Origin of the sequence: Paractinoplanes abujensis (assembly GCF_014204895.1) — a bacterium.
Classification (GTDB): Bacteria; Actinomycetota; Actinomycetes; order Mycobacteriales; family Micromonosporaceae; genus Actinoplanes; species Actinoplanes abujensis.
In genome coordinates this window covers 7,382,082-7,400,329 of record NZ_JACHMF010000001.1, presented here as the reverse complement: position 1 = coordinate 7,400,329, position 18,248 = coordinate 7,382,082, and the positions used below count along the sequence as shown (strand labels likewise).

Genomic DNA, 18,248 nt, shown 5'->3' with positions numbered 1-18,248 from the left:
ATGTTGCACGCACCGTGACGACAGCTATACATTTCCGTTCGCAGCACTTCCCAGAAGGAACGCTTACCGGCAAGCTGTACGGGTGAGGGTTCGTGAATGGGATCCCCGGTCCGCGTCGGCGGCGGAGATTCAGTCGCTCGTGGAGACGGTGAACGCGGTGCTCGCGACCGACCTCCCCGACGACCCGCCGTGGGTCGACGGTCAGGTGCGCGACTACCTCTCCGAGACCATGCCGGGCGAACGCCGGATCAGCTGGGTCGCCGAGGACGATCGCCTCCCCGACGGCGAGAGTGAGATCTTCGCCGTGGTCAGCATGCTGCTGCTCGGCGACATCGGCGTGCTCGAGATAATGGTCAGTCCCCGCCTGCGCCGGCGCGGCCTGGGCCGGCAGCTTGTGGCGGTCGCGGCCCGCCGGGCCTACCTGGAGGGCTTCTCCACGATCGGCGTCGAAGCGATTGGCGGCACCCCGGCCATCGCCTTCTACGAGTCCCTCGGGTTCGAACGCGAGTTCGTCGAGACGCGCAGCGTGCTCACCTTGTCCTCGGTGGACTGGCCCGCCCTCACGGTCATGGCGGGCAGCATCGGCGCCGGTTACAGCGTCGAGTTCCACCCGGGCGGCCCGCCCGACCACCTGCTCGAGGCGTACGCGCAGGCCAAGCTGGAGGCGCAGGACGACGACGACCTCGACTTGGCGCCGCGCTCCTCCGATCCGCAGCGGCTGCGCGACTCCCTCGACACGCTGCACAGGCGGGGCCTGAAGCCGTACATCGTGCTTGCCCTGCACGACGAGAGCGGCGTCGTCGCGGGCCTGACCGAGGTAGTTGTCCCGGCCCACCATCCCGAGCGCGCCGACCAGTACGACACGATCGTCGTGCGGGACCACCGCGGCTACGGCATCGACCGGGCGATCAAGGCGCGCATGCTGTTCGAGCTGCGTTCGGCCGAGGGCGGGCTGCGTGAGGTGCAGACCTGGAACGCGCAGCACAACGAGTCGATGCTCAAGGTCAACGCCGAGCTGGGTTATCAGCCCGACCGCGACTGGTTCGAGTATGGTGCCGACGTTTCCCAACTGGTTCAAAGCCTCGAGTCCATCGACTAAGCTCAACCTCCTGCGACCGGACGACACAACCGCCGGTCCGCCGTGGAGGCACCGTGCTCGGTCGCATTCTGATCACCGGACTCGTCACCGCAGTCGGCCTGGCCCTGCCGGCGCAGGCCCATGCCGCCATCGGTCAGGACCCGCTCACGGTCGGAGCGGTTCAGGGCAACACCGCCAGATCCCCGTACGCCCCGGCCACCGGCAACGGTTCGAGCAGCGCGAAATACCAGGTCCGCGGCGTGGTCACCCAGCTCACCCGGTCGCACACGGCCACCGGCGTCGAGCAGCACGGCTTCTTCCTGCAGAGCCGCACATCCGACACGGACGACGACCCGGCCACCTCCGACGGCGTCTTCGTCTACACGGGCACGTTCACCACCCTGATCGGCGGCTACGCCCCCACACCGGGCGACGAGATCATCGTGAGCGCCCGGGTCGCCGAATACTTCAACCTGACCCAGCTGACCGGCGCCGAGTGGGTCACCACCTTGGCCTCCGGGCTCGACGTGGCCGGCGAGGTGCGGATCGACGACGCGACCCCGCCCGCCGACAAGCCCGCGGCTGACCTCTTCTGGGAGCAGCGCGAGGGCATGCAGCTGCGGGTGCGTGCCGGTTCGGGCGTCGTCTCGAACACGAAGACGTACGCGTCCACCGACGACGCCGAGGTGTGGCTGGTCGACCGCGACGATCCGGTGGTGAAGCGCCCCGACCCGTACGGGCGAAGGGTTTTCCGCGACGCCCACCCGCTCGACAAGGTGGCCGACGGGAACGGCAACCGCATCATGCTCGGGCCGATGGGCGTGAAGGCCGCAGCCGATGACAGCTCGGTGGTGCTGCCGCCCGCCCGCACTTTCGACACCGTCAGCAGCGACGCGGTCGGCGGGCTCTACTACGCCTTCAACAAGTACGGCATCCAGGTCGCCGGCGTCGCGTTCACCCGCGGCGCCGACCCGGCCGCGAACAATCCGCCGCGGCCCGCCGACCGGCAGCGTGAGCTCGCGGTGGCCACGTTCAACGTCGAGAACCTGTACGACTTCCGCGACGATCCGGCCGACGGCTGCGACTTCATCGGCAACGCGGGCTGCCCCGGGGTCGACCCGCCGTTCGACTACGCGCCCGGCAGCCAGTCCGAGTACGACAGCCGGGTCGGCGGGCTGGCCCGTCAGGTCGTCTCCGGTCTGCACGGGCCCGACCTGATCCTCGTGCAGGAGGCGGAGGATCAGGACATCTGCCGGGTTGTCGGGGCCGTGCTGAGCTGTGGGCCCGACCTCGCCGACGGCAAGCCGGACACGTTGCAGGAGCTCGCGCTGGCGATCGGCCGGATCGACGGCCCCGGGTACGACGCGGCGGCCGACCGCGGTGGCGCCGACGCGCGGGGCATCGTGTCGGGCTTCCTCTACCGCACCGACCGGCTGTCGCTCGTGGCCGCCAACCAGATGTCCCTGCAGGTGCCCTACCGCGGGGCGCCTGCGCCGGGCAACGACGAGGTCGCCAACCCCAAGGCGTTCAACGCCGTGCTGCCGGCCGACGTCGACCGTTCGACAGGCGTGGACGGCAGCAACGTCTACACCCGAGCCCCGCAGGTGGGGTTGTTCGAGGTGCGGGCCGCGCCCGGCTCGAACGACCGTTACCAGCTGTGGGCGATCAGCAACCACTTCTCGTCCGGACCGGACACCCGGGTCGGGCAGCGACGCGAGCAGGCGGCGTACGGGGCCGCGATCACCGACGCCATCGAGGCCGGCCACCCGGACGCGCGGGTGGTGCTGGGCGGCGACCTGAACGTTTTCCCGCGCCCCGACGACCCGCTCCCGGCCACGCCCGGCGACCAGCTCGGCCCCCTGTACGCCGCCGGGCTGCACAACCTGTGGGACAACTTGGTCACCGAGGCCCCGAGCGCGGCCTATTCGTACGTCTTCGAGGGCCAGGCCCAGACGCTTGACCACCTGTTCGTCAACGACGCCCTGCACGGCGACCTGATTCAGATGCGCTCGGCCCACCTCAACGCCGACCACCCGGACGGTGTGAGCGACCACGACCCACAGGTGGCGCGTTTCCAGTCACGGGCCGGGGTGACGGTCGGGGACGCGAGCGTGGTCGAGGGCAACGCGGGCCGTACGCCGCTGGTCTTCCCGGTCACGCTGACCCGCCCGCTGAGCCAGGCGCTCACGGTCTGCGCGACCACGGTGCCGGGCACGACGACGTTGCCCTACGCGGACTACGAGCCGTATCTGGGCTGCCGGACGATCGCGGCCGGCGCGACCCGGGTCGATTTCGCTGTCCAGGTGCGCGGCGACCGGCTCCGCGAGCGCGACGAGCGGCTCACGCTGGAGGTCACGGCGTTGTCGGCCGTACGGCTGGTGGACGGCCGCGGCGCGGGAACCATCCTCAACGACGATTAGCTCAGTAGCGGTCGCGCAGCAGTTGGGCGGCCTCGGTGGCCCAGTACGTGAGGGTGATCTGGGCGCCCGCCCGCTTGATCGAGGTGAGGGTCTCCAGGATGACGCGCTCGCGGTCGATCCAGCCGTTGCGCGCGGCCGCCTCCACCATCGCGTATTCGCCGGAGACCTGGTAGGCCGCCACCGGGATGGTGACCCGCTCGCGGATCGCGGCGATCACGTCGAGGTACGGCAGGGCCGGCTTGACCATGACGATGTCCGCGCCCTCGGCCACGTCGAGGTCGACCTCGCGCAGCGCCTCGCGCAGGTTGGGCGGGTCCTGCTGGTATTGCCGGCGGTCGCCCTGCAGGGTCGACTCGACGGCCTCGCGGAACGGGCCGTAGAACGCGCCCGCGTACTTCGCCGAGTAGGCGAGCACCGAGACGTCCTGATAGCCCGCTTTGTCCAGAGCCTGCCGGACGACCCCGATCTGACCGTCCATCATGCCCGACGGCCCCACCATGTGGGCGCCCGCGGAAGCCTGCGCCACGGCCATCTCCGCATAGACCGCGAGAGTGGCGTCGTTGTCCACCGAGCCGTCCGGAGCCAGCACACCGCAGTGCCCGTGCGAGGTGAACTCGTCGAGGCACAGGTCGCTCATCACGACCGTGGACTCGCCCACCTCGCTGATCAGGTCACGGATGCCGACGTTGAGGACGCCGTCCGGGTCGAGGCCGCACGAACCGGTCTCGTCCTTGTTCTCGTTGGACGGAACGCCGAACAGCATCAGCCCGCCGACCCCGGCCGAGACCGCCTCGTGGGCCGCCTTGCGCAGCGAATCCCGGGAGTGCTGGAGCACGCCGGGCAGTGAGCTGATCTCCCGCGGCTCGGTCAGCCCTTCGCGCAGGAAGAGCGGCAGCACGAGTTCGGCGGGCGCGAGGCGGGTCTCCTCGACGAGCCGGCGCATGGCGGGTGTGCGCCGCAGCCGGCGCGGACGGACGTCGGGGAAGGACATGGCGTGCTCCCTAGTCCGGTGCACCGACGAACGCCGGCGCACCGGGGGTGATCAGCGGAAACGCAGTGCGGTAGGGCCTTGGACCTTGGAGCCGCGACGCTGCTTGGCCGGCATGGCGGCCAGCTTCTCACGCAGTTCCACCGCGTACGACGCCAGCGCCTCGACCAGGTCCGGCACCGAGGCGTGCTGGGGCTGGACGTCGACGCGCAGGCCGAACTCGGTGGCCGTCTCGGCGGTCTTGGGGCCGATCACCGCGACGACCGTGCGGGCGTGCGGCTTGCCGGCGATGCCGACCAGGTTGCGTACGGTGCTGGACGAGGTGAAAAGCACCGCGTCGAAGCCTCCCGACTTGATCGCGTCGCGGATCTCGGCCGGCGGCGGCGCGGCCCGCACCGTCCGGTACGCGGTCACGTCGTCCACCTCCCAGCCCCGCTCGATCAGGCCGGCGGCCAGCGTCTCGGTGGCGATGTCGGCCCGCGGCAGCAGCACCCGGCCGACCGGGTCGAGGATCTCGTCGTGCGGCGAGAACTCGGCCAGCAGGCCCTCGCTCGACTGCTCGCCCTGGGGCAGCAGCTCGGGCTGGATGCCGAAGGCCCGTACGGCGTCGGCCGTGGCTTCGCCGATGCAGGCGATCTTCACGCCGCCGAAGTGACGGGCGTCGAGACCGTGCTCGTCGAACTTCTCCCAGACCGCGCGGACCGCGTTGACCGAGGTGAAGACGACCCACGCGTACCGGCCGTCGACCAGGCCCTTGACCGCACGCTCCATCTGGGCCGGGGTGCGCGGCGGCTCGACCGCGATGGTCGGCACCTCGCACGGGATCGCGCCGTAGGCCCGCAGCCGGGCGCTCATCGCGCCGGCCTGCTCCTTGGTCCGCGGCACGAGAACCTTCCAGCCGTACAGCGGGCGGTTCTCCCACCAGCTCATGGTGTCGCGCTCGGCGACGTCGGTGCCGACGGTGAGCACCACGCGGCCGGTGAAGCCGAGCGCGGCGGCCACGAAGCTGTCGACCGTCGAGGTCGTCGTGTACTGCGTCTCGCCGGTGCCGTCGCCGGTCACCGCAACCGGGATGCCCGGTTCGACGCCCGCGGCCAGCAGGCCGTCACGCACGGCGGCGAGGTCGCCGGCGTCGACCGCGACCGCGAATGAGCCCTTGAGGGCGGCGGCGGCCAGCGCGTCGAAGTCGAGCGCGGACACGTCGCCGACGTCGGCCGTGACGCGCACGCCGGGCAGCGGAACCCCCGCGTACGTGGCCACACCCTCGGCCTGGCCGAGGCCGGGCACGACCTCGAAGTGCACCGCGGTGCGGGCGACCGCCTGCACCTCCTTGACGACGGCCTCGTGCCCGAACGGGTCACCGGCCACCAGGTGCACGGCGGACAGACCGGACTTGGCCGCGGAGAGCAGCACCTTGGCCACGTCGCCAGGGGCGCCTTCGGCCGGGCTGAACTGGGCGTCCGCCTTGGCTTCGGCCCGGATCGCGGTCAGCAGCGAATCGGGCACCCCACGGTCGTAGACCACCTGGTCGGCCTCGGTGAGCGCGGCGTGCGCGCGGCGGGTCAGCAGCTCCGGGTCGCCGGGTCCGGCGCCGACGAACGCGATGCGTCCTGCGGGCTTGCGGGCGGTGCGGGTGGTCATTCTGTGCTCCCGATCAGGGTGTCGGCGCCGTTGTCGAGGAGATCGGCCGCGAGGGCCTTGCCGATCTCCGCCGCGTCGGCGGGCGTTCCGGTGCGCGACAGCCGGATGGCTCGAACCCCATCCGGGCTGATCACCGCACCGCGCAGGTAAATCTCGTCACCGTCCTCGCCTTCGGCGAGCTCGGCGTGGGCCGCAACCGGGGCGGAGCACCCGGCCTCGAGCGTGGCGAGCATCGCCCGTTCCGCCGTGACGGCGGCCCGGGACGGTGCGTGGTCGATTGCGGCCAGCAGCTCGACCAGGTCTGAGTTGTCGGCCCGGCACTCCACAGCCAGCGCGCCCTGGGCGGGGGCGGGCAGCATGAGCATCGGGTCGAGCGTTTCCGCGATGTCGGCGACCCTGCCGATTCGCACCACGCCGGCCCGGGCGAGAACAACGGCGTCCAAATCGGCCTCGGGTCCGTGAACCCGGGCGATCCGGCTGTCGATGTTTCCGCGGATCGGCGTGACCTGCAACTCTAGGCCCAAAGCATGCAGTTGCGCGATTCGGCGCACCGCGCCGGTTCCGATGACCGAACCGGGCGGGAGCTCGGCCAGCGTGCGACCACCCCGGGCGATCAGCACATCACGCGGATCCTCGCGCGGTGGGATGGCCGCGATGTGCAACGCCGGGTGGGCCGCGGTGGGCAGGTCCTTGTAGGAGTGCACGGCGAAGTCGATCTCGCCGGCCAGCAGCGCGTCGCGCAGCGCCGAGACGAAGACACCCACCCCGAGCTGGGCGACGGGGGCCGACGAGCGGTCACCGGTGGTGACGATCCGCACCAGCTCGACCGGGCGGCCGGTGGCCGCGGTGAGGGCGTCGGCCGTCAGCTGCGACTGCGCGAGCGCGAGCGCGCTGCCACGGGTGCCGAGGCGCAGGGGGGAAGTCACGCCTGTCCTCCGATCTCAGGAACTGCGTTGGCGGGTGTGGCATGGGGCACGTCAAGGTCGAACAGCTCGCGCAGCAGCGCCGCGTACTGATCACCACCGGGCTCGGCGGCCAGCTGGCGCACCCGTACGGTCGGCGAGTGCAGCAACTGCTGGACGACGCGATGCAGCGTACGGGAAACGTCGGCCCGTTGCTCCTCGGTGAATTCCGACCGGCGCGAATAGAGCTTGCGCAACTCGGCGCTCACGACGTCCTCGGCCCTGGTGCGCAGCGCGGCCACGGTCGGCGCGATGTCGGCGCCGCGCAGCCAGCCCAGGAAGTGTTCGACCTCGCTGCTGACGATCTGCTCGACGGCGGCGGTCTCGGCCGCGGCCGGCAGGGATCGGCGGGTGGCGGCCAGGCTGTCGATGTCGATCACGGTCACGCCGGGCACGTCGATCACGTCGGCGGCCACGTCACGCGGCACGGCCAGGTCGAGCACGACCAGCGGCGCCGCGGCCTCCAGGCGGGCCCGGGTGAGCACCGGCTCGGTCGACGCGGTGGCCGAGACGACCAGGTCGGCCTCGCGCAGGGCGGCGTCCAGTTCGTCGTAGGGCACGGCGACGGCCCCGTACGCCTCGGCCAGCCGTTCGGCCCGCGCGGCGCTCCGGTTCGTGATCCGCAACGGCCCGACCCCGGCCCGGGTCAGCGTGGCCACCGAGAGGGCGCCCATCGCACCCGCGCCGATCACCAGCGCGCGCCGGCCGGTGAGGTCGCCCAGTTCGGCCTCGGCCACGTCGAGGGCGGCGGTCACGACGCTCTGCCCGGCCCGGTCGATGCCGGTCTCGGAGTGTGCCCGCTTGCCGACCCGCAGCGCCTGCTGCATCAGCTCGTGCAGCAGACGGCCGGCCGTGTCGGCCTCGGTCGCGGCGTGGTAGGCGTCGCGCAGCTGACCCAGGATCTGGGACTCGCCCACCACCATGGAGTCGAGGCCGCTCGAGACCTTGAACGAGTGCAGCACCGCCGCCTCGTCGTAGTGCACATAAAGATGGCCGGCGAGCTCGGTGGCCGGGATGCCGGACACCTCGGAGAGCACGTTGCAGACGTCACCGAGGCCGCCGTGGAACGTGTTGACCGCGGCGTAGATCTCGACCCGGTTGCACGTGGAGAGGACGACCGCCTCCCCCACGAACGGCTGGGCGACCAGTTTCTCCAGCACGCCGGGGACCGCGTCGTCGGCGATGACGATGCGCTCCAGCGTGGCGACGTCGGCGGTGCGATAGGACGCACCGACGCTGAGGAGATTCACGACCCGACCGCCTCCTGGTTGCCCGCCGCGGCGGACCGGCCGCCCGGCAGCGCCGTCAGCGATGCCTTGCGGTGCTCGTGGAAAGAAAGAATTTGCAGCTCGATGGCCAGGTCGACCTTGCGCACGTCGACGTTGGCGGGCACCGACAGCACGCACGGCGCGAAGTTCAGAATGCTGGTGACACCCGCGTCGACCAGCACGTCGGCCACGGCCTGGGCGGCCCGGGCCGGGGTGGCGATGACGCCGATCGCGATGTTCTCCTCGACGGCGACGCGGCCCAGTTCCTCGATGTGCCGCACGACGAGACCTTGGATCTCCTCGCCGACCTTGGCCTCGTCGGCGTCGAAGAGCGCGACGATCTTGAAGCCGCGACTGGCGAACCCGTCGTAGCCGGCCAGCGCGTGACCGAGGTTGCCCAGGCCGACCAGGCAGACCGCCCGGCGCTGGTCGAGGCCGAGAACGTACTCGATCTGCTCGATCAGCAGGGTCACGTCGTAACCGACGCCACGCGTGCCGTACGACCCCAGGTGGGAGAGATCCTTGCGGAGCTTGGCCGAGTTGACCCCGGCCGCCGCGGCCAGTCCTTCGCTCGAGATCGTGTCCGAACCGCCCTCGCCCAGGTTGTGCAGGGCGCGCAGGTATTCGGGCAACCGGGCGATGGTGGCCTCCGGCAGATCCGGGAAGGCCGACACTGCACCGGCGCGGTCGCCTGGGGCATTACCGGGCGTGACTCCGTGACGCTGCTGGCTCATCTGACTCCGTGCCGACGAGGTGGCGAACCTGTGAACCCCCGGGGCGCCTGGATCAACCGGCTGTGCTACCGGGGTTCTTCGGCATGAAGACTAGGCGCTTGTGAAGGCGTGCACAAATCGCGATCTTGGTAGTGCGGGTGGACAAAGATCATCTGGCGTGATAATGACCCGAACCATTGAATTATGCCCGGTTCGCCCCTCCACCGACCACCCTGCTACAGCGTACGGGCGATCGCGACCGCTTCGACCAGAGTGTCCGCGACCGGACGACCTGACGCCCGCAGCCGCGCCGGGTCGGTGAAGCCGCCGGTGTAGAGCACGATCTCGCCCCCCACGGCGTCGGCCGCGGCCGCGTCGTCCAGCGAGTCGCCGATCAGCACGACCTGGCGGCCGGTCAGGCCCAGCTCGGCCAGGTGCTCGGCCAGGTGGGCCGCCTTGAGGTGGCCGCCGATCTCGGTGCGCAGCCCGTCGACCCGGGTGAAGACCCCGGCCAGCCCGTACGTCTCGACGGCCGGCACCAGCTCGGCGTGGAACCACATGGACAGCAGCGACTGCGAGCCCGGCCAGTCCTTGAGCGCCGCCGTCGCGTCGGCGGCCAGCTTCATGGTGGTCAGACCCAGCCGGTACGCGTCGTGGAAGATCCGGTCGAGCCGGCCGAACTCCTCCTCGTCGACCGCGCGTCCGAGAATCTCGGCGTAGAACTCGGCCACCGGCCGGCGGAACCGGCTGCGGTGCTCGTCGGCGTCGACCAGGCGCCCGCCGACCGCCGTGAAGGCCGCGTTCGTGGACGAGACCACCAGGCTGAGGTCGTCGAGCAGGGTGCCGTTCCAGTCCCAGACAAGGTGAGTGCGCGCCACGGCGAACAACCTACAGGCGGGGCGCTCCCGGCGGCTTCTCCAGGTCCTTGAGCAGCCGCGACTCTTCGACGCGCCAGTAGCCGTGCTCGGCCCCGTCGAGCAGCACGACCGGCACCCGATCGCCGAAGTCGCGCTCCAGCTCGATCGACGAGTCGACGTCGACGCGCTCCCATTGACCGGGCAGGATCCGATCCAGCACCGCCTCGGCGTCCTGGCACAGGTGACAGCCCTCGCGGCTGATCAGGGTCACGCGGCTCACGTGTTCAGCTCCCTCTTGCGGACCTTGCCGGTCGCCGAGTGGGGAAGCTCACGCACCAGCTCGACGGTCGGCAGCTTGAACCGGGCCAGCTGGGCGGCACAGAAGACCTGCAGCTCGGCCGGGGTGGGCGGCGGGTCGATGGCGGCCACGACGAACGCGTGCGGCCGCTGCCCGGCATCATGATCGGGCACGCCCACCACCGCCGACTCGGCGACACCCGGATGCGAGCCCAGCACCCGCTCGATCTCGGCCGGATAGACGTTGAAGCCGTGCACCAGGATCAGCTCGTCGATCCGGTCGACCAGGTGCAGGTCGCCGTCGCCGTCCGCGTAGGCCACGTCGCCGGTGGCCCACCAGCCCTCGGCGTCCGGCCCGTCGCGCCCGTCGGGCCAGTAGCCGGAGAACAGGTTGGCCCCGCGCACCACGATCTCGCCCGGGTCGGTGCCGGCCACGTCCTCCACGGAGAGATCGAGCTCGCTCAGATCCTCGTCGGGTGAGGCGGTGCCGTCCTCCCAGAGCACCTGGCCCGCCGCCGAGCGCAGTCGCAGCGCGATCCCGGGCAGCGGCCGGCCGATCGAGCCCGGCTTGCCGCGGTCGCTGACGGCGGTGGTGGTCAGCACGGGCGCGGTCTCGGTCAGCCCGTACCCGACCAGGACGCTCTTGCCGGTGGCGGCGCCGAAGCGGGCCATCTCGTCCGGCCCGAGCGGCGCCGCCCCGCATACGGCGGTGCGCACGCTGCGCAGGCCGATCTTGACGCTGGGCTGCCGGGACCAGGCCGAATACATGCCCGGCACGCCGACGACCACCGTCACTCCGCGCTCCGCGATCACCGACAGTGAGGCGGCCGCGTCGAACCGGTCGATCAGCACGCCGGTCGCCGCGTGGTGGGCGACGCTGCCGAGGCCGGTGTTCAACCCGTACGCGTGAAACATGGGCACGGCCAGCAGCACCACGTCGTCCGGGCCGACCACGGGCGGGTCGATCGCGTCGAGCTGGTCGTGATTGGCGGCCAGCGCGGCGTGGGTCAGCATCGCGCCCTTGGGCCGCCCGCTGGTGCCGGACGTGTAGAGCAGCACGGCGAGGTCACCCTCCGCCACATGCGGCAGATCCCCACTCGTCCCGCCCTCTTCCAGATCGGACGCCCGCACGTGGGGAGGCCCGTCCATGGGGGCCGCCGCGCCCGTGACGACGAGCGCCGCCCCCGAGTCGGCGAGCACATGGCCCAGCTCATCGGCCGTGTAGCCCGGGTTGAGCGGCACGGCGACGCGCCCCGCCCGCAACACGCCGAAGAAGGTCACCACGAACTCGATCGAGTTACCCAGAACGATCGCGACGCGCTCTCCCGGCGGCACCCGCGTGGCCACCCCGTGCGCGGCCGCGGTCACCCGCCGATCGACGTCGGCCCAGGTCAGCGCGGCGTCGGTGGTGATCAGCGCGAGGCTCTGGGGCCGGCGCGCGGCGGCCCCGGCGACCGGGTCGCGGGCTGCTTCGTCCACGAGGCAGAAGTCTGGCACAAACATCCACGGAAGTGGACGGCGGACAGGTTGTCCGTCGCGCGGACACCCGTCTCGGTCATCGTGGCAGACGTTCCTTGTGTCTTGTCTGCGCCACTTCGTACTATTTTCGCGCAGCGCACACGGAGTGCGACTCCGTGTGTTCGGTGTCCGTGATACTTCGCGTCTGAGTAACGGACTCCACAGCCATGGGTGAGGTCGGTCGGCGGAAACGCGGGCCACTTCACCCGTTTTGCTATGAGTGATCACCCCTCATCCCGAGGAGGCCGCTGTGCCACAAGCACGAAAAATTTGCGAATCCCAGTCTGGCGGGACGGATACGCAGCCGGAGCAGAGCCGCCGGGTCGAGGAGGCGCAGTGAGTCATGTTTACGCCGGGGATCCGTACCGCCCCTCGCTAGCCGACATGGTGGTCAACACCATTCGCGGCGACGGGCCCAAGCGCACCCGCAACCGCCCGCACGTCAACGAGTCGCCCAGCCAGCGGATGCCTCCGGCCGGAGGCAACGCCAAACCGATGGCCGGGGGCGGCCGGGTGGCCGTGCCCGGGCGCCCGCCGATGCCTCCGCAGCAGCCGACCGCCGGCCAGCGCAGCAACCTGCCCGAGGCCCCGCCCGGCGAGCAGACCGTCGTCGTCCCCGCGCAGAGCACGACCGGGCCGCAACGCGACGCCGAGCCACCGAAGTATCCGGCCCGCCCCGACCCGGGCGACGCCGCCGCCGAGGTGTGGGCGCTGGTCGAGCGGGCCCAGGCCGGCGAGGCGGAGGCGTTCGGGCTGATCTACGACCGGTACGTCGACACGGTGTTCCGCTTCGTCTACTTCCGGGTCGGCAACCGGCAGCTGGCCGAGGACCTCACGTCGGACACGTTCCTGCGCGCGCTCAAGCGCATCGGCAGCTTCACCTGGCAAGGCCGTGACCTCGGGGCGTGGCTGGTCACCATCGCCCGCAACCTGGTCGCCGACCACTTCAAGTCGGGCCGCTACCGCCTCGAGGTGACCACCGGCGACGTACTCGACGCCGACCGCGAGGCGCGCGGGCCGGAGGGCAGCCCGGAGTCGTCGGTGGTCGACCACATCACCAACGTCGCCCTGCTCACCGCGGTCAAACAGCTCAACCCGGAGCAGCAGGAGTGCATCGTGCTGCGATTCCTGCAGGGCTTCTCGGTCGCCGAGACCGCGCAGACGATGGGCAAGAACGAGGGCGCGATCAAGGCTTTGCAGTACCGCGCCGTCCGCGCGCTGGCCCGCCTCCTGCCCGACGGATTCCAAGCGTGACACGGCCCTCCATTACCCGATGCCGGCCGATGTCCCCCGTAACCGGGGACGCGTGTCGCGCGTTTGTCCGAGTGCGACCCCGGGCGGCACTGTCGGCCCCCGGCATTGTCGCGACCGCCGGCGATGCTGCCGGCGAGACATTCACGAGCGAGGGGAGGTGCCCGCGGTGAGATTCGAGTTTCTGGACCGGCGGAGCGCCGAGCGCTTCGCGGAGCTTCTCGACGAGACCAGCGGCGGCCCCCGGCACCACAGCCGGGGCGCGGCCGATGAGCAGCTCGCCGAGCTGGTGGCCATCGGCAACAGCCTGTCCACGGCACGGCCCGGCGCCCGGGTCGAACCCGAGTTCCGCACGGGGCTGAGGGCGATGCTGGTCGCCACGGCCGAGCGGGACGGCATCGGCCGCACCGCCACCGCCGTCGACGAGCCCGCCACCGCCACACAGCCCGCCACGGCCCGCGCCGGCCGGCTCGGGTCCGGACTGCTCGGCCACGGCGGCCGCATCCGGGCCCGCGGCGCCATCGTCATCGGGGTCGCGGCGGGCGCGCTCGCGGTCTCCGGAATCTCCGCGGCCAGCGAGAACGCGTCACCGGGGGACGCCCTGTACGGGGTCAAGCGCTCGACCGAACGGGCCCAGCTGGCGATGGCCGGCTCGGACGTCACCCGCGGTCAGCTGTCCCTGGACTTCGCCCGCAACCGGCTCTCCGAGGCGGTCGCGATGCGCGGCGACGACACCGGGTTCCCCGGGGTGCTGGACGACATGGACGCCGACACCCGTAAGGGCGTCAAACTGCTGACCACGTCGGCGGTCGCCCGCAAGGACATCAAGCCGCTGGCCACCGTCGACTCGTTCGCCGACCGGCAGCGCCAGACGTTGAGCCCGGCGCTGACCAGGCTGTCGGCGGCCAACCAGGAGCGGGCGCTGAAGTCGATCGCGCTGCTCGACTCGGTCAACGATCGCGCCACGTCCCTGCGTACGGGCTTGGCCTGCGACACCGTGGCCTCGGCGGGCTCGGACGGGCTCGGGCCCAGGCTGAAGAGCTGTGCCGGCGGCGGGCTCGACGCCGACGATCAGGTCACCACGTCGAAGCCGTCGGGGCACAGCGGCAAGCAGTCGAACCGCCCGGGTGGCAAGACCGATCCGACGGCGAACCCGCGGCGGAGCGACCCCGCCGTCGCGCCGTCGGCGACGACGGGTGCCGGGGTCAAGGGGCAGCGCAGTCAGACGAGCGCTCCGGCCCTGCCGGCCGGGGGCACGCCGATGCAGTCGACGTCGCCCGGCGAGCTTCTGCCGGAACCGGCCGACGAGCTGGACGAGGACCCGCTGGGCGGTCTGCTCGAAGGCATCTTCGGGAGCAGCGACTAGGCGAGCAAGCAGCAGACATGGCGAGGGGCGTTGCCGGGTGTCACCGGCTCCGCCCCTCGCTTGTCACTATAGGCGCACAAGGCGTCACGATCCAGTGACAACCGGTTACAACCCGAAGGCGTCGGGCCTCTTCTCGAGCAACTCCAGCAACGTGGCCTGAATCGTCTCGCGGACCTGATCGGCCAGGTTGTAGACGACCATCGGGTCGTCGGCCAGATCGGTCAGGTGCTCGGTCGGGATCGGTGGGCAGAACTGGATGAGCCACTTGCTCGGCAACGGCACCAGACCCAGCGGGCCGAGCCAGGGGAACGTCGGCGTGACCGGGAAATAGGGCACGCCGAGCAGCCGGGCCAGCGGCTTGATGTCGGCCAGGATCGGATAGATCTCCTCGGCGCCGACGATGGCCACCGGGACGATCGGGGTGCCGGTGCGCAGCGCGGCCGAGACGAACCCGCCCCGCCCGAAGCGCTGCAGCTTGTAACGGTCGGCGAAGCGCTTGCCGATGCCCTTGAAGCCCTCGGGGAACACGCCGACCAGCTCGCCCGAGCTCATCAGCCGCTCGGCGTCGGGGTTGCAGGCCACGGTCGCGCCCGATTTGCGGGCCAGCTCGCTCACTACGGGCATGCGGAACACCAGGTCGGCCCCGAGCAGACGCAGATGCCGCTCCTCGGGGTGCTGGTCGCGGATCGCCACACTCAGCATCAGCGCGTCGAGCGCGAACGTACCCGAATGGTTGGCCACGACCAGCGCGCCGCCCTTGGCCGGCACGTTCTCGACGCCGAAGACCTCGGTGCGGAACCAGTCACGGTGCAGCACCCGCAGCAGCGGCTGGAAGACGGCGTCGTTGAGCTCACGGTCGAAGCCGAACTCGTCGACCTCGTAACCCCCGGTGAGCCGCCGCCGCAGGAAGGCCAGGGCCCCGGCCACCCGCTGGTCCCAGACGTCGAGGACGTCAGCCTCCGGCTCTGCGGCGTGGTGGCCGTTCCCGTTCATCGACGGCACCTCCGGGATGGGGCGACGACCGTTGACCCGCACCGGCTCGGCCGGCTGGGGCAGCGTGAAGTCGGCGTGCCCCGGAAGCATGTCGCGAAATTCGTCCTGACTCAACGCCGGTCACCCCCGGCGGTGGCACCCGCCCGCACCCGGCGGATCCCGTCGAGGATCGCCTTCTCCGCCGCGGTGAGCCGATCGGCGGTCAGCGACGAGCCGTTGGCGTGCCCCCGGATGAAGTCGTCGAACGCCTCGGCCGTAGACCGCGGCGTGAAACCGAACTCGCGGACCAGACGACTCGTGTCGACCACGCGGCCGTGCACGAACAGGTCGATCTGGTCGAAGCCGATCTGGCCGACGCCCACGTTGCGGGCCACCCCGGCCAGCGACGAGAGCGCACCCTCGGGCAGCGGCACCGAGATGCGGCCGGCCCGGCGGATGGCCTGGGAGAGCGCGAGAATGCCCGCGCCGGCCACGTTGAACGTGCCCGGGTGCTCCTCGATGACCGAGCGGTGCAGGATCTCGAGGGCGTCGTCGACGTGCACGAACTGCAGCCGGGCATCCCGGCCGAGCACTGTCGGCACGACCGGCTGGGCGAAGTAGCGCGTCAGCGTCGTGTCGGCCGTCGAACTGATGAAGGGCGCAAAGCGCAGCACAGTGGCCGCCACCTCGGGCCGGCGACGCCGGAAACCGCGGACGTAACCCTCGATGTCGAGGATGTCTCGCGCGAAGGAGCCGCGCGGCACGGCCCGCGGCTCGGTGTCCTCGGTGAAGACGCCGGGATCGCGGAACGACGCGCCGTAGGCGGCCGTCGACGAACGCACGACGAGCTTGCGCAGCCGGGGTGCGGCCTGCGCGGCGGCGAGCAGCTGCATCGTGCCGATGACGTTCTGCTCTTTCATCGCGGCCCGGCCGTGCTGAGCGTCGGGCGCGCTGGTCACCGCCAGGTGCACGACGGCCTCGGCACCGAGGTCGGCGATGGCGCCGGACGCCGCGCGGGCGTCGGCCTGGATCAGCTCGACATCGGCCAGCAGCTCACGCAGAGCCGTGGGCGGTTCGTGCGGATCCAGGCCGACGACGCGGTCGACCCGGGAATCTGCTGCGAGACGAGCGGCCACCCGGGCGCCGAGATAACGGCTGACTCCGGTGACCACGACGACGCTGGGCGGAGAGGTCACGACAGGCGCACCTTCCGATGCGGCGTGCGGCAAGTGTCCGACCGGCCGGGAATCACACCCGGCCCCGGATCACTTGCCGAGACGACGACGCTGGACGCGGGTCTTGCGCAGCAGCTTGCGGTGCTTCTTCTTCGCCATACGCTTGCGGCGCTTCTTGACCACGGAGCCCATACGGAATGCCTCTCGAAACCTGGTGGCTCGGCCGGATGCGCCCGAGGCGTCACCCGAATCCGATCTGATTCGACGGCCCCCGGAGCACGTAACCTCGGGGAACCAACCGCACCAGCGTACCGGCCCGTCCGGGACCCGCCAAAAACGCCCCGGGCAGCAATGCCGGGACCCGCTGAAAACGGCCCCGGCTGGGCGTCCTACGCGGTTTGCGAGAAAGCGCCGCGGAGATATTCGTGCACGGCGTGCTCGGGGACGCGGAACGACCGCCCGACGCGGACGGCGGTGAGGTCACCCCCGTGCACCAGCCGATAGACCGTCATCTTGGAGACCCTCATCAGGGCGGCCACCTCGGCCACGGTCAGGAACCGCACCTCCGAGAGCTTTTCCTCGGTCTGGGCTGGACCTGTCATGTGTCGCACCGATCCTTTCGCAGGCACAGCCGCGGCGACCGGGAAGGCCTGCGACGCGGCGGCAAACGTGCGTGTCATAAGGACGGTATCGATACGGCTGTGACCAACGCGATACGTTCCGTGAAAATGGCCAGAAAAAGTCAAGGCCGACACGCCGGATCTGTGCGGTTTAGCCCCAATTGTTGCCTATGAGGTGACTACCGCCCCACCAGCGCGCGGCCGAGGACCCCCGCGTTGCCTGGGCGCTCGGCCAGCCGGCGCATCAGATAGCCGTACCACTGCTCCCCGTACGGCAGATAGACGCGCACCACGTTGCCCCCCGCGGCCAGCCTCGCCTGCTCCTCGACGCGGACCCCGTACAGCATTTGGAACTCGTACTCGTCGGCGGTGCGGTCGAACCAGCGCGCCCGGTCCTCGGCGATGGCGATCAGCCGCGGGTCGTGGGTGGCGACCATCGGATAGCCCTCGCCCGACATCAGGATGTTGAGGCAGCGCACGAACGACTTGTCGATGTCGAGAGACGACTGGAACGCGACCGACTCGGGCTCCGCGTACGCCCCCTTGCACAGCCGCACTCGCGAGCCGCTCGTGGCCAGCTCCCGGCAGTCCCCCTCGGTGCGCCGCAGATAGGCCTGCAGCACCGCGCCCGTGCCCGGGTGGTCCTTGCGCAGGTCGGCCAGGATCTCGAGGGTGGAGTCGGTGAGCGTGTGGTCCTCCGCGTCCAGCGTCACCGTCGTGCCGGCCTCGGCCGCCGCCGCACAGACGGCCTGGGCGTGCTCGTAGGCCAGCTTCTCGTCGAGCCGCTGCCCGAGCGCGGAGAGCTTCACGCTGACCTCGGCCGCCGGGGCCAGCCCGGCCCCTTTGAGCCGGCCCAGCAACGCCCGGTACTCGTCGCGGACCGCGACCGCCTGCTCCACACTGCGGGTCTCCGCCGCCAAGTGGTCGAAGGTGATGGCCAGGCCGTCGTCGACCAGAATGCGGCCGGTCTGCAGCGCCTCGCCGGCATCGCCACCGGCGACGAACTTGCGGACGGCGTTGCGGCCGAAGGGTGCGGAGCCGGCGAGGCGCCCGAGACGGTCCGAACCGGCGGCGGCCAGGAGCAGGGAACGGAGCATGTCCCGAGGGTATCGCCCGGAACAC

The 18,248-nt window shown here is 71.1% G+C and carries 15 protein-coding genes and 2 pseudogenes; 4 read left to right on the top strand and 13 right to left on the bottom strand.

Annotated features, from left to right (window positions below; translation table 11 throughout):
• Positions 1–82 precede the first annotated feature (82 nt).
• Together BKA14_RS33940 and BKA14_RS33935 are read left to right on the top strand one after the other, a co-directional pair.
• Positions 83–1,099, top strand: coding sequence for a GNAT family N-acetyltransferase (locus BKA14_RS33940; protein WP_184954843.1), 1,017 nt, complete (start codon positions 83–85; stop codon positions 1,097–1,099).
• Positions 1,100–1,242: 143 nt separating this feature from the next.
• Positions 1,243–3,498, top strand: a pseudogene (locus BKA14_RS33935) (lamin tail domain-containing protein); the annotation flags it as partial.
• A 1-nt stretch (position 3,499) separates the two neighbouring features.
• Here BKA14_RS33935 and hemB read toward each other — a convergent pair.
• From hemB to BKA14_RS33895, 8 genes are all read right to left on the bottom strand, one after another.
• The gene (gene hemB / locus BKA14_RS33930) at positions 3,500–4,489 is read right to left on the bottom strand and encodes a porphobilinogen synthase (protein WP_184954841.1); all 990 of its coding nucleotides are present in this window, start codon (positions 4,487–4,489) and stop codon (positions 3,500–3,502) included.
• Between the two features lie 51 nt (positions 4,490–4,540).
• Positions 4,541–6,127: a bifunctional uroporphyrinogen-III C-methyltransferase/uroporphyrinogen-III synthase gene (locus tag BKA14_RS33925; RefSeq protein WP_184954840.1), complete on the bottom strand. Its 1,587-nt coding sequence runs from the start codon at positions 6,125–6,127 to the stop codon at positions 4,541–4,543.
• Positions 6,124–7,053, bottom strand: a complete 930-nt coding sequence (gene hemC, locus BKA14_RS33920) for a hydroxymethylbilane synthase (protein WP_184954839.1) — start codon at positions 7,051–7,053, stop codon at positions 6,124–6,126. The genes BKA14_RS33925 and hemC overlap by 4 nt, the downstream gene beginning before the upstream one ends.
• On the bottom strand, positions 7,050–8,339 hold the full coding sequence (locus BKA14_RS33915; RefSeq protein WP_184954838.1) for a glutamyl-tRNA reductase: 1,290 nt from the start codon (positions 8,337–8,339) through the stop codon (positions 7,050–7,052). The genes hemC and BKA14_RS33915 overlap by 4 nt, the downstream gene beginning before the upstream one ends.
• The gene (locus BKA14_RS33910; RefSeq protein ID WP_184954837.1) at positions 8,336–9,091 is read right to left on the bottom strand and encodes a redox-sensing transcriptional repressor Rex; all 756 of its coding nucleotides are present in this window, start codon (positions 9,089–9,091) and stop codon (positions 8,336–8,338) included. The genes BKA14_RS33915 and BKA14_RS33910 overlap by 4 nt, the downstream gene beginning before the upstream one ends.
• Before the next feature lie 215 nt (positions 9,092–9,306).
• Positions 9,307–9,948: an HAD family hydrolase gene (locus tag BKA14_RS33905; protein ID WP_184954836.1), complete on the bottom strand. Its 642-nt coding sequence runs from the start codon at positions 9,946–9,948 to the stop codon at positions 9,307–9,309.
• A gap of 10 nt (positions 9,949–9,958) precedes the next feature.
• Complete coding sequence (locus tag BKA14_RS33900) at positions 9,959–10,207, bottom strand: glutaredoxin family protein (RefSeq protein WP_184954835.1); 249 nt, start codon at positions 10,205–10,207, stop codon at positions 9,959–9,961.
• Positions 10,204–11,727 carry an AMP-binding protein gene (locus BKA14_RS33895; protein WP_184954834.1) on the bottom strand — a complete coding sequence of 508 codons (1,524 nt, stop codon included), beginning with the start codon at positions 11,725–11,727 and terminating at the stop codon, positions 10,204–10,206. The genes BKA14_RS33900 and BKA14_RS33895 overlap by 4 nt, the downstream gene beginning before the upstream one ends.
• A gap of 399 nt (positions 11,728–12,126) precedes the next feature.
• On the opposite strand from BKA14_RS33895, the gene BKA14_RS33890 reads away from it, so the two are divergent.
• Positions 12,127–12,996 carry an ECF subfamily RNA polymerase sigma factor, BldN family gene (locus BKA14_RS33890; RefSeq protein ID WP_184957132.1) on the top strand — a complete coding sequence of 290 codons (870 nt, stop codon included), beginning with the start codon at positions 12,127–12,129 and terminating at the stop codon, positions 12,994–12,996.
• 157 nt (positions 12,997–13,153) lie between these two features.
• Positions 13,154–14,038 (top strand): annotated as a pseudogene (locus BKA14_RS43355) (DUF5667 domain-containing protein); the annotation flags it as partial.
• A gap of 426 nt (positions 14,039–14,464) precedes the next feature.
• On the opposite strand, the gene BKA14_RS33880 reads toward BKA14_RS43355, so the two are convergent.
• The 5 genes from BKA14_RS33880 to BKA14_RS33860 form a co-directional block, all read right to left on the bottom strand.
• Entirely contained in the window at positions 14,465–15,466 is a 1,002-nt protein-coding gene (locus tag BKA14_RS33880) for a lysophospholipid acyltransferase family protein (RefSeq protein WP_184954833.1), read from the bottom strand.
• Positions 15,463–16,527 carry an NAD-dependent epimerase/dehydratase family protein gene (locus BKA14_RS33875; RefSeq protein WP_184954832.1) on the bottom strand — a complete coding sequence of 355 codons (1,065 nt, stop codon included), beginning with the start codon at positions 16,525–16,527 and terminating at the stop codon, positions 15,463–15,465. The genes BKA14_RS33880 and BKA14_RS33875 overlap by 4 nt, the downstream gene beginning before the upstream one ends.
• A gap of 69 nt (positions 16,528–16,596) precedes the next feature.
• A complete protein-coding gene (locus BKA14_RS33870) occupies positions 16,597–16,698 on the bottom strand; it encodes a 30S ribosomal protein bS22 (RefSeq protein ID WP_007465623.1) in 102 nt (33 codons plus the stop codon).
• Positions 16,699–16,895: 197 nt separating this feature from the next.
• Positions 16,896–17,108, bottom strand: a complete 213-nt coding sequence (locus tag BKA14_RS33865) for a helix-turn-helix domain-containing protein (protein WP_127498359.1) — start codon at positions 17,106–17,108, stop codon at positions 16,896–16,898.
• Positions 17,109–17,305: 197 nt separating this feature from the next.
• Entirely contained in the window at positions 17,306–18,223 is a 918-nt protein-coding gene (locus BKA14_RS33860) for a proline dehydrogenase family protein (protein WP_184954831.1), read from the bottom strand.
• Positions 18,224–18,248 lie beyond the last annotated feature (25 nt).

Coding starts and splice junctions, on each gene's coding strand:
- BKA14_RS33860 (WP_184954831.1), bottom strand. CDS start 18,223: ATGCTCCGTTCCCTGCTCCTGGCCGCCGCCGGTTCGGACCGTCTCGGG.
- BKA14_RS33865 (WP_127498359.1), bottom strand. CDS start 17,108: ATGACAGGTCCAGCCCAGACCGAGGAAAAGCTCTCGGAGGTGCGGTTC.
- BKA14_RS33910 (WP_184954837.1), bottom strand. CDS start 9,091: ATGAGCCAGCAGCGTCACGGAGTCACGCCCGGTAATGCCCCAGGCGAC.
- BKA14_RS33870 (WP_007465623.1), bottom strand. CDS start 16,698: ATGGGCTCCGTGGTCAAGAAGCGCCGCAAGCGTATGGCGAAGAAGAAG.
- hemB (WP_184954841.1), bottom strand. CDS start 4,489: ATGTCCTTCCCCGACGTCCGTCCGCGCCGGCTGCGGCGCACACCCGCC.
- BKA14_RS33925 (WP_184954840.1), bottom strand. CDS start 6,127: ATGACCACCCGCACCGCCCGCAAGCCCGCAGGACGCATCGCGTTCGTC.
- BKA14_RS33895 (WP_184954834.1), bottom strand. CDS start 11,727: ATGTTTGTGCCAGACTTCTGCCTCGTGGACGAAGCAGCCCGCGACCCG.
- BKA14_RS33890 (WP_184957132.1), top strand. CDS start 12,127: ATGGTGGTCAACACCATTCGCGGCGACGGGCCCAAGCGCACCCGCAAC.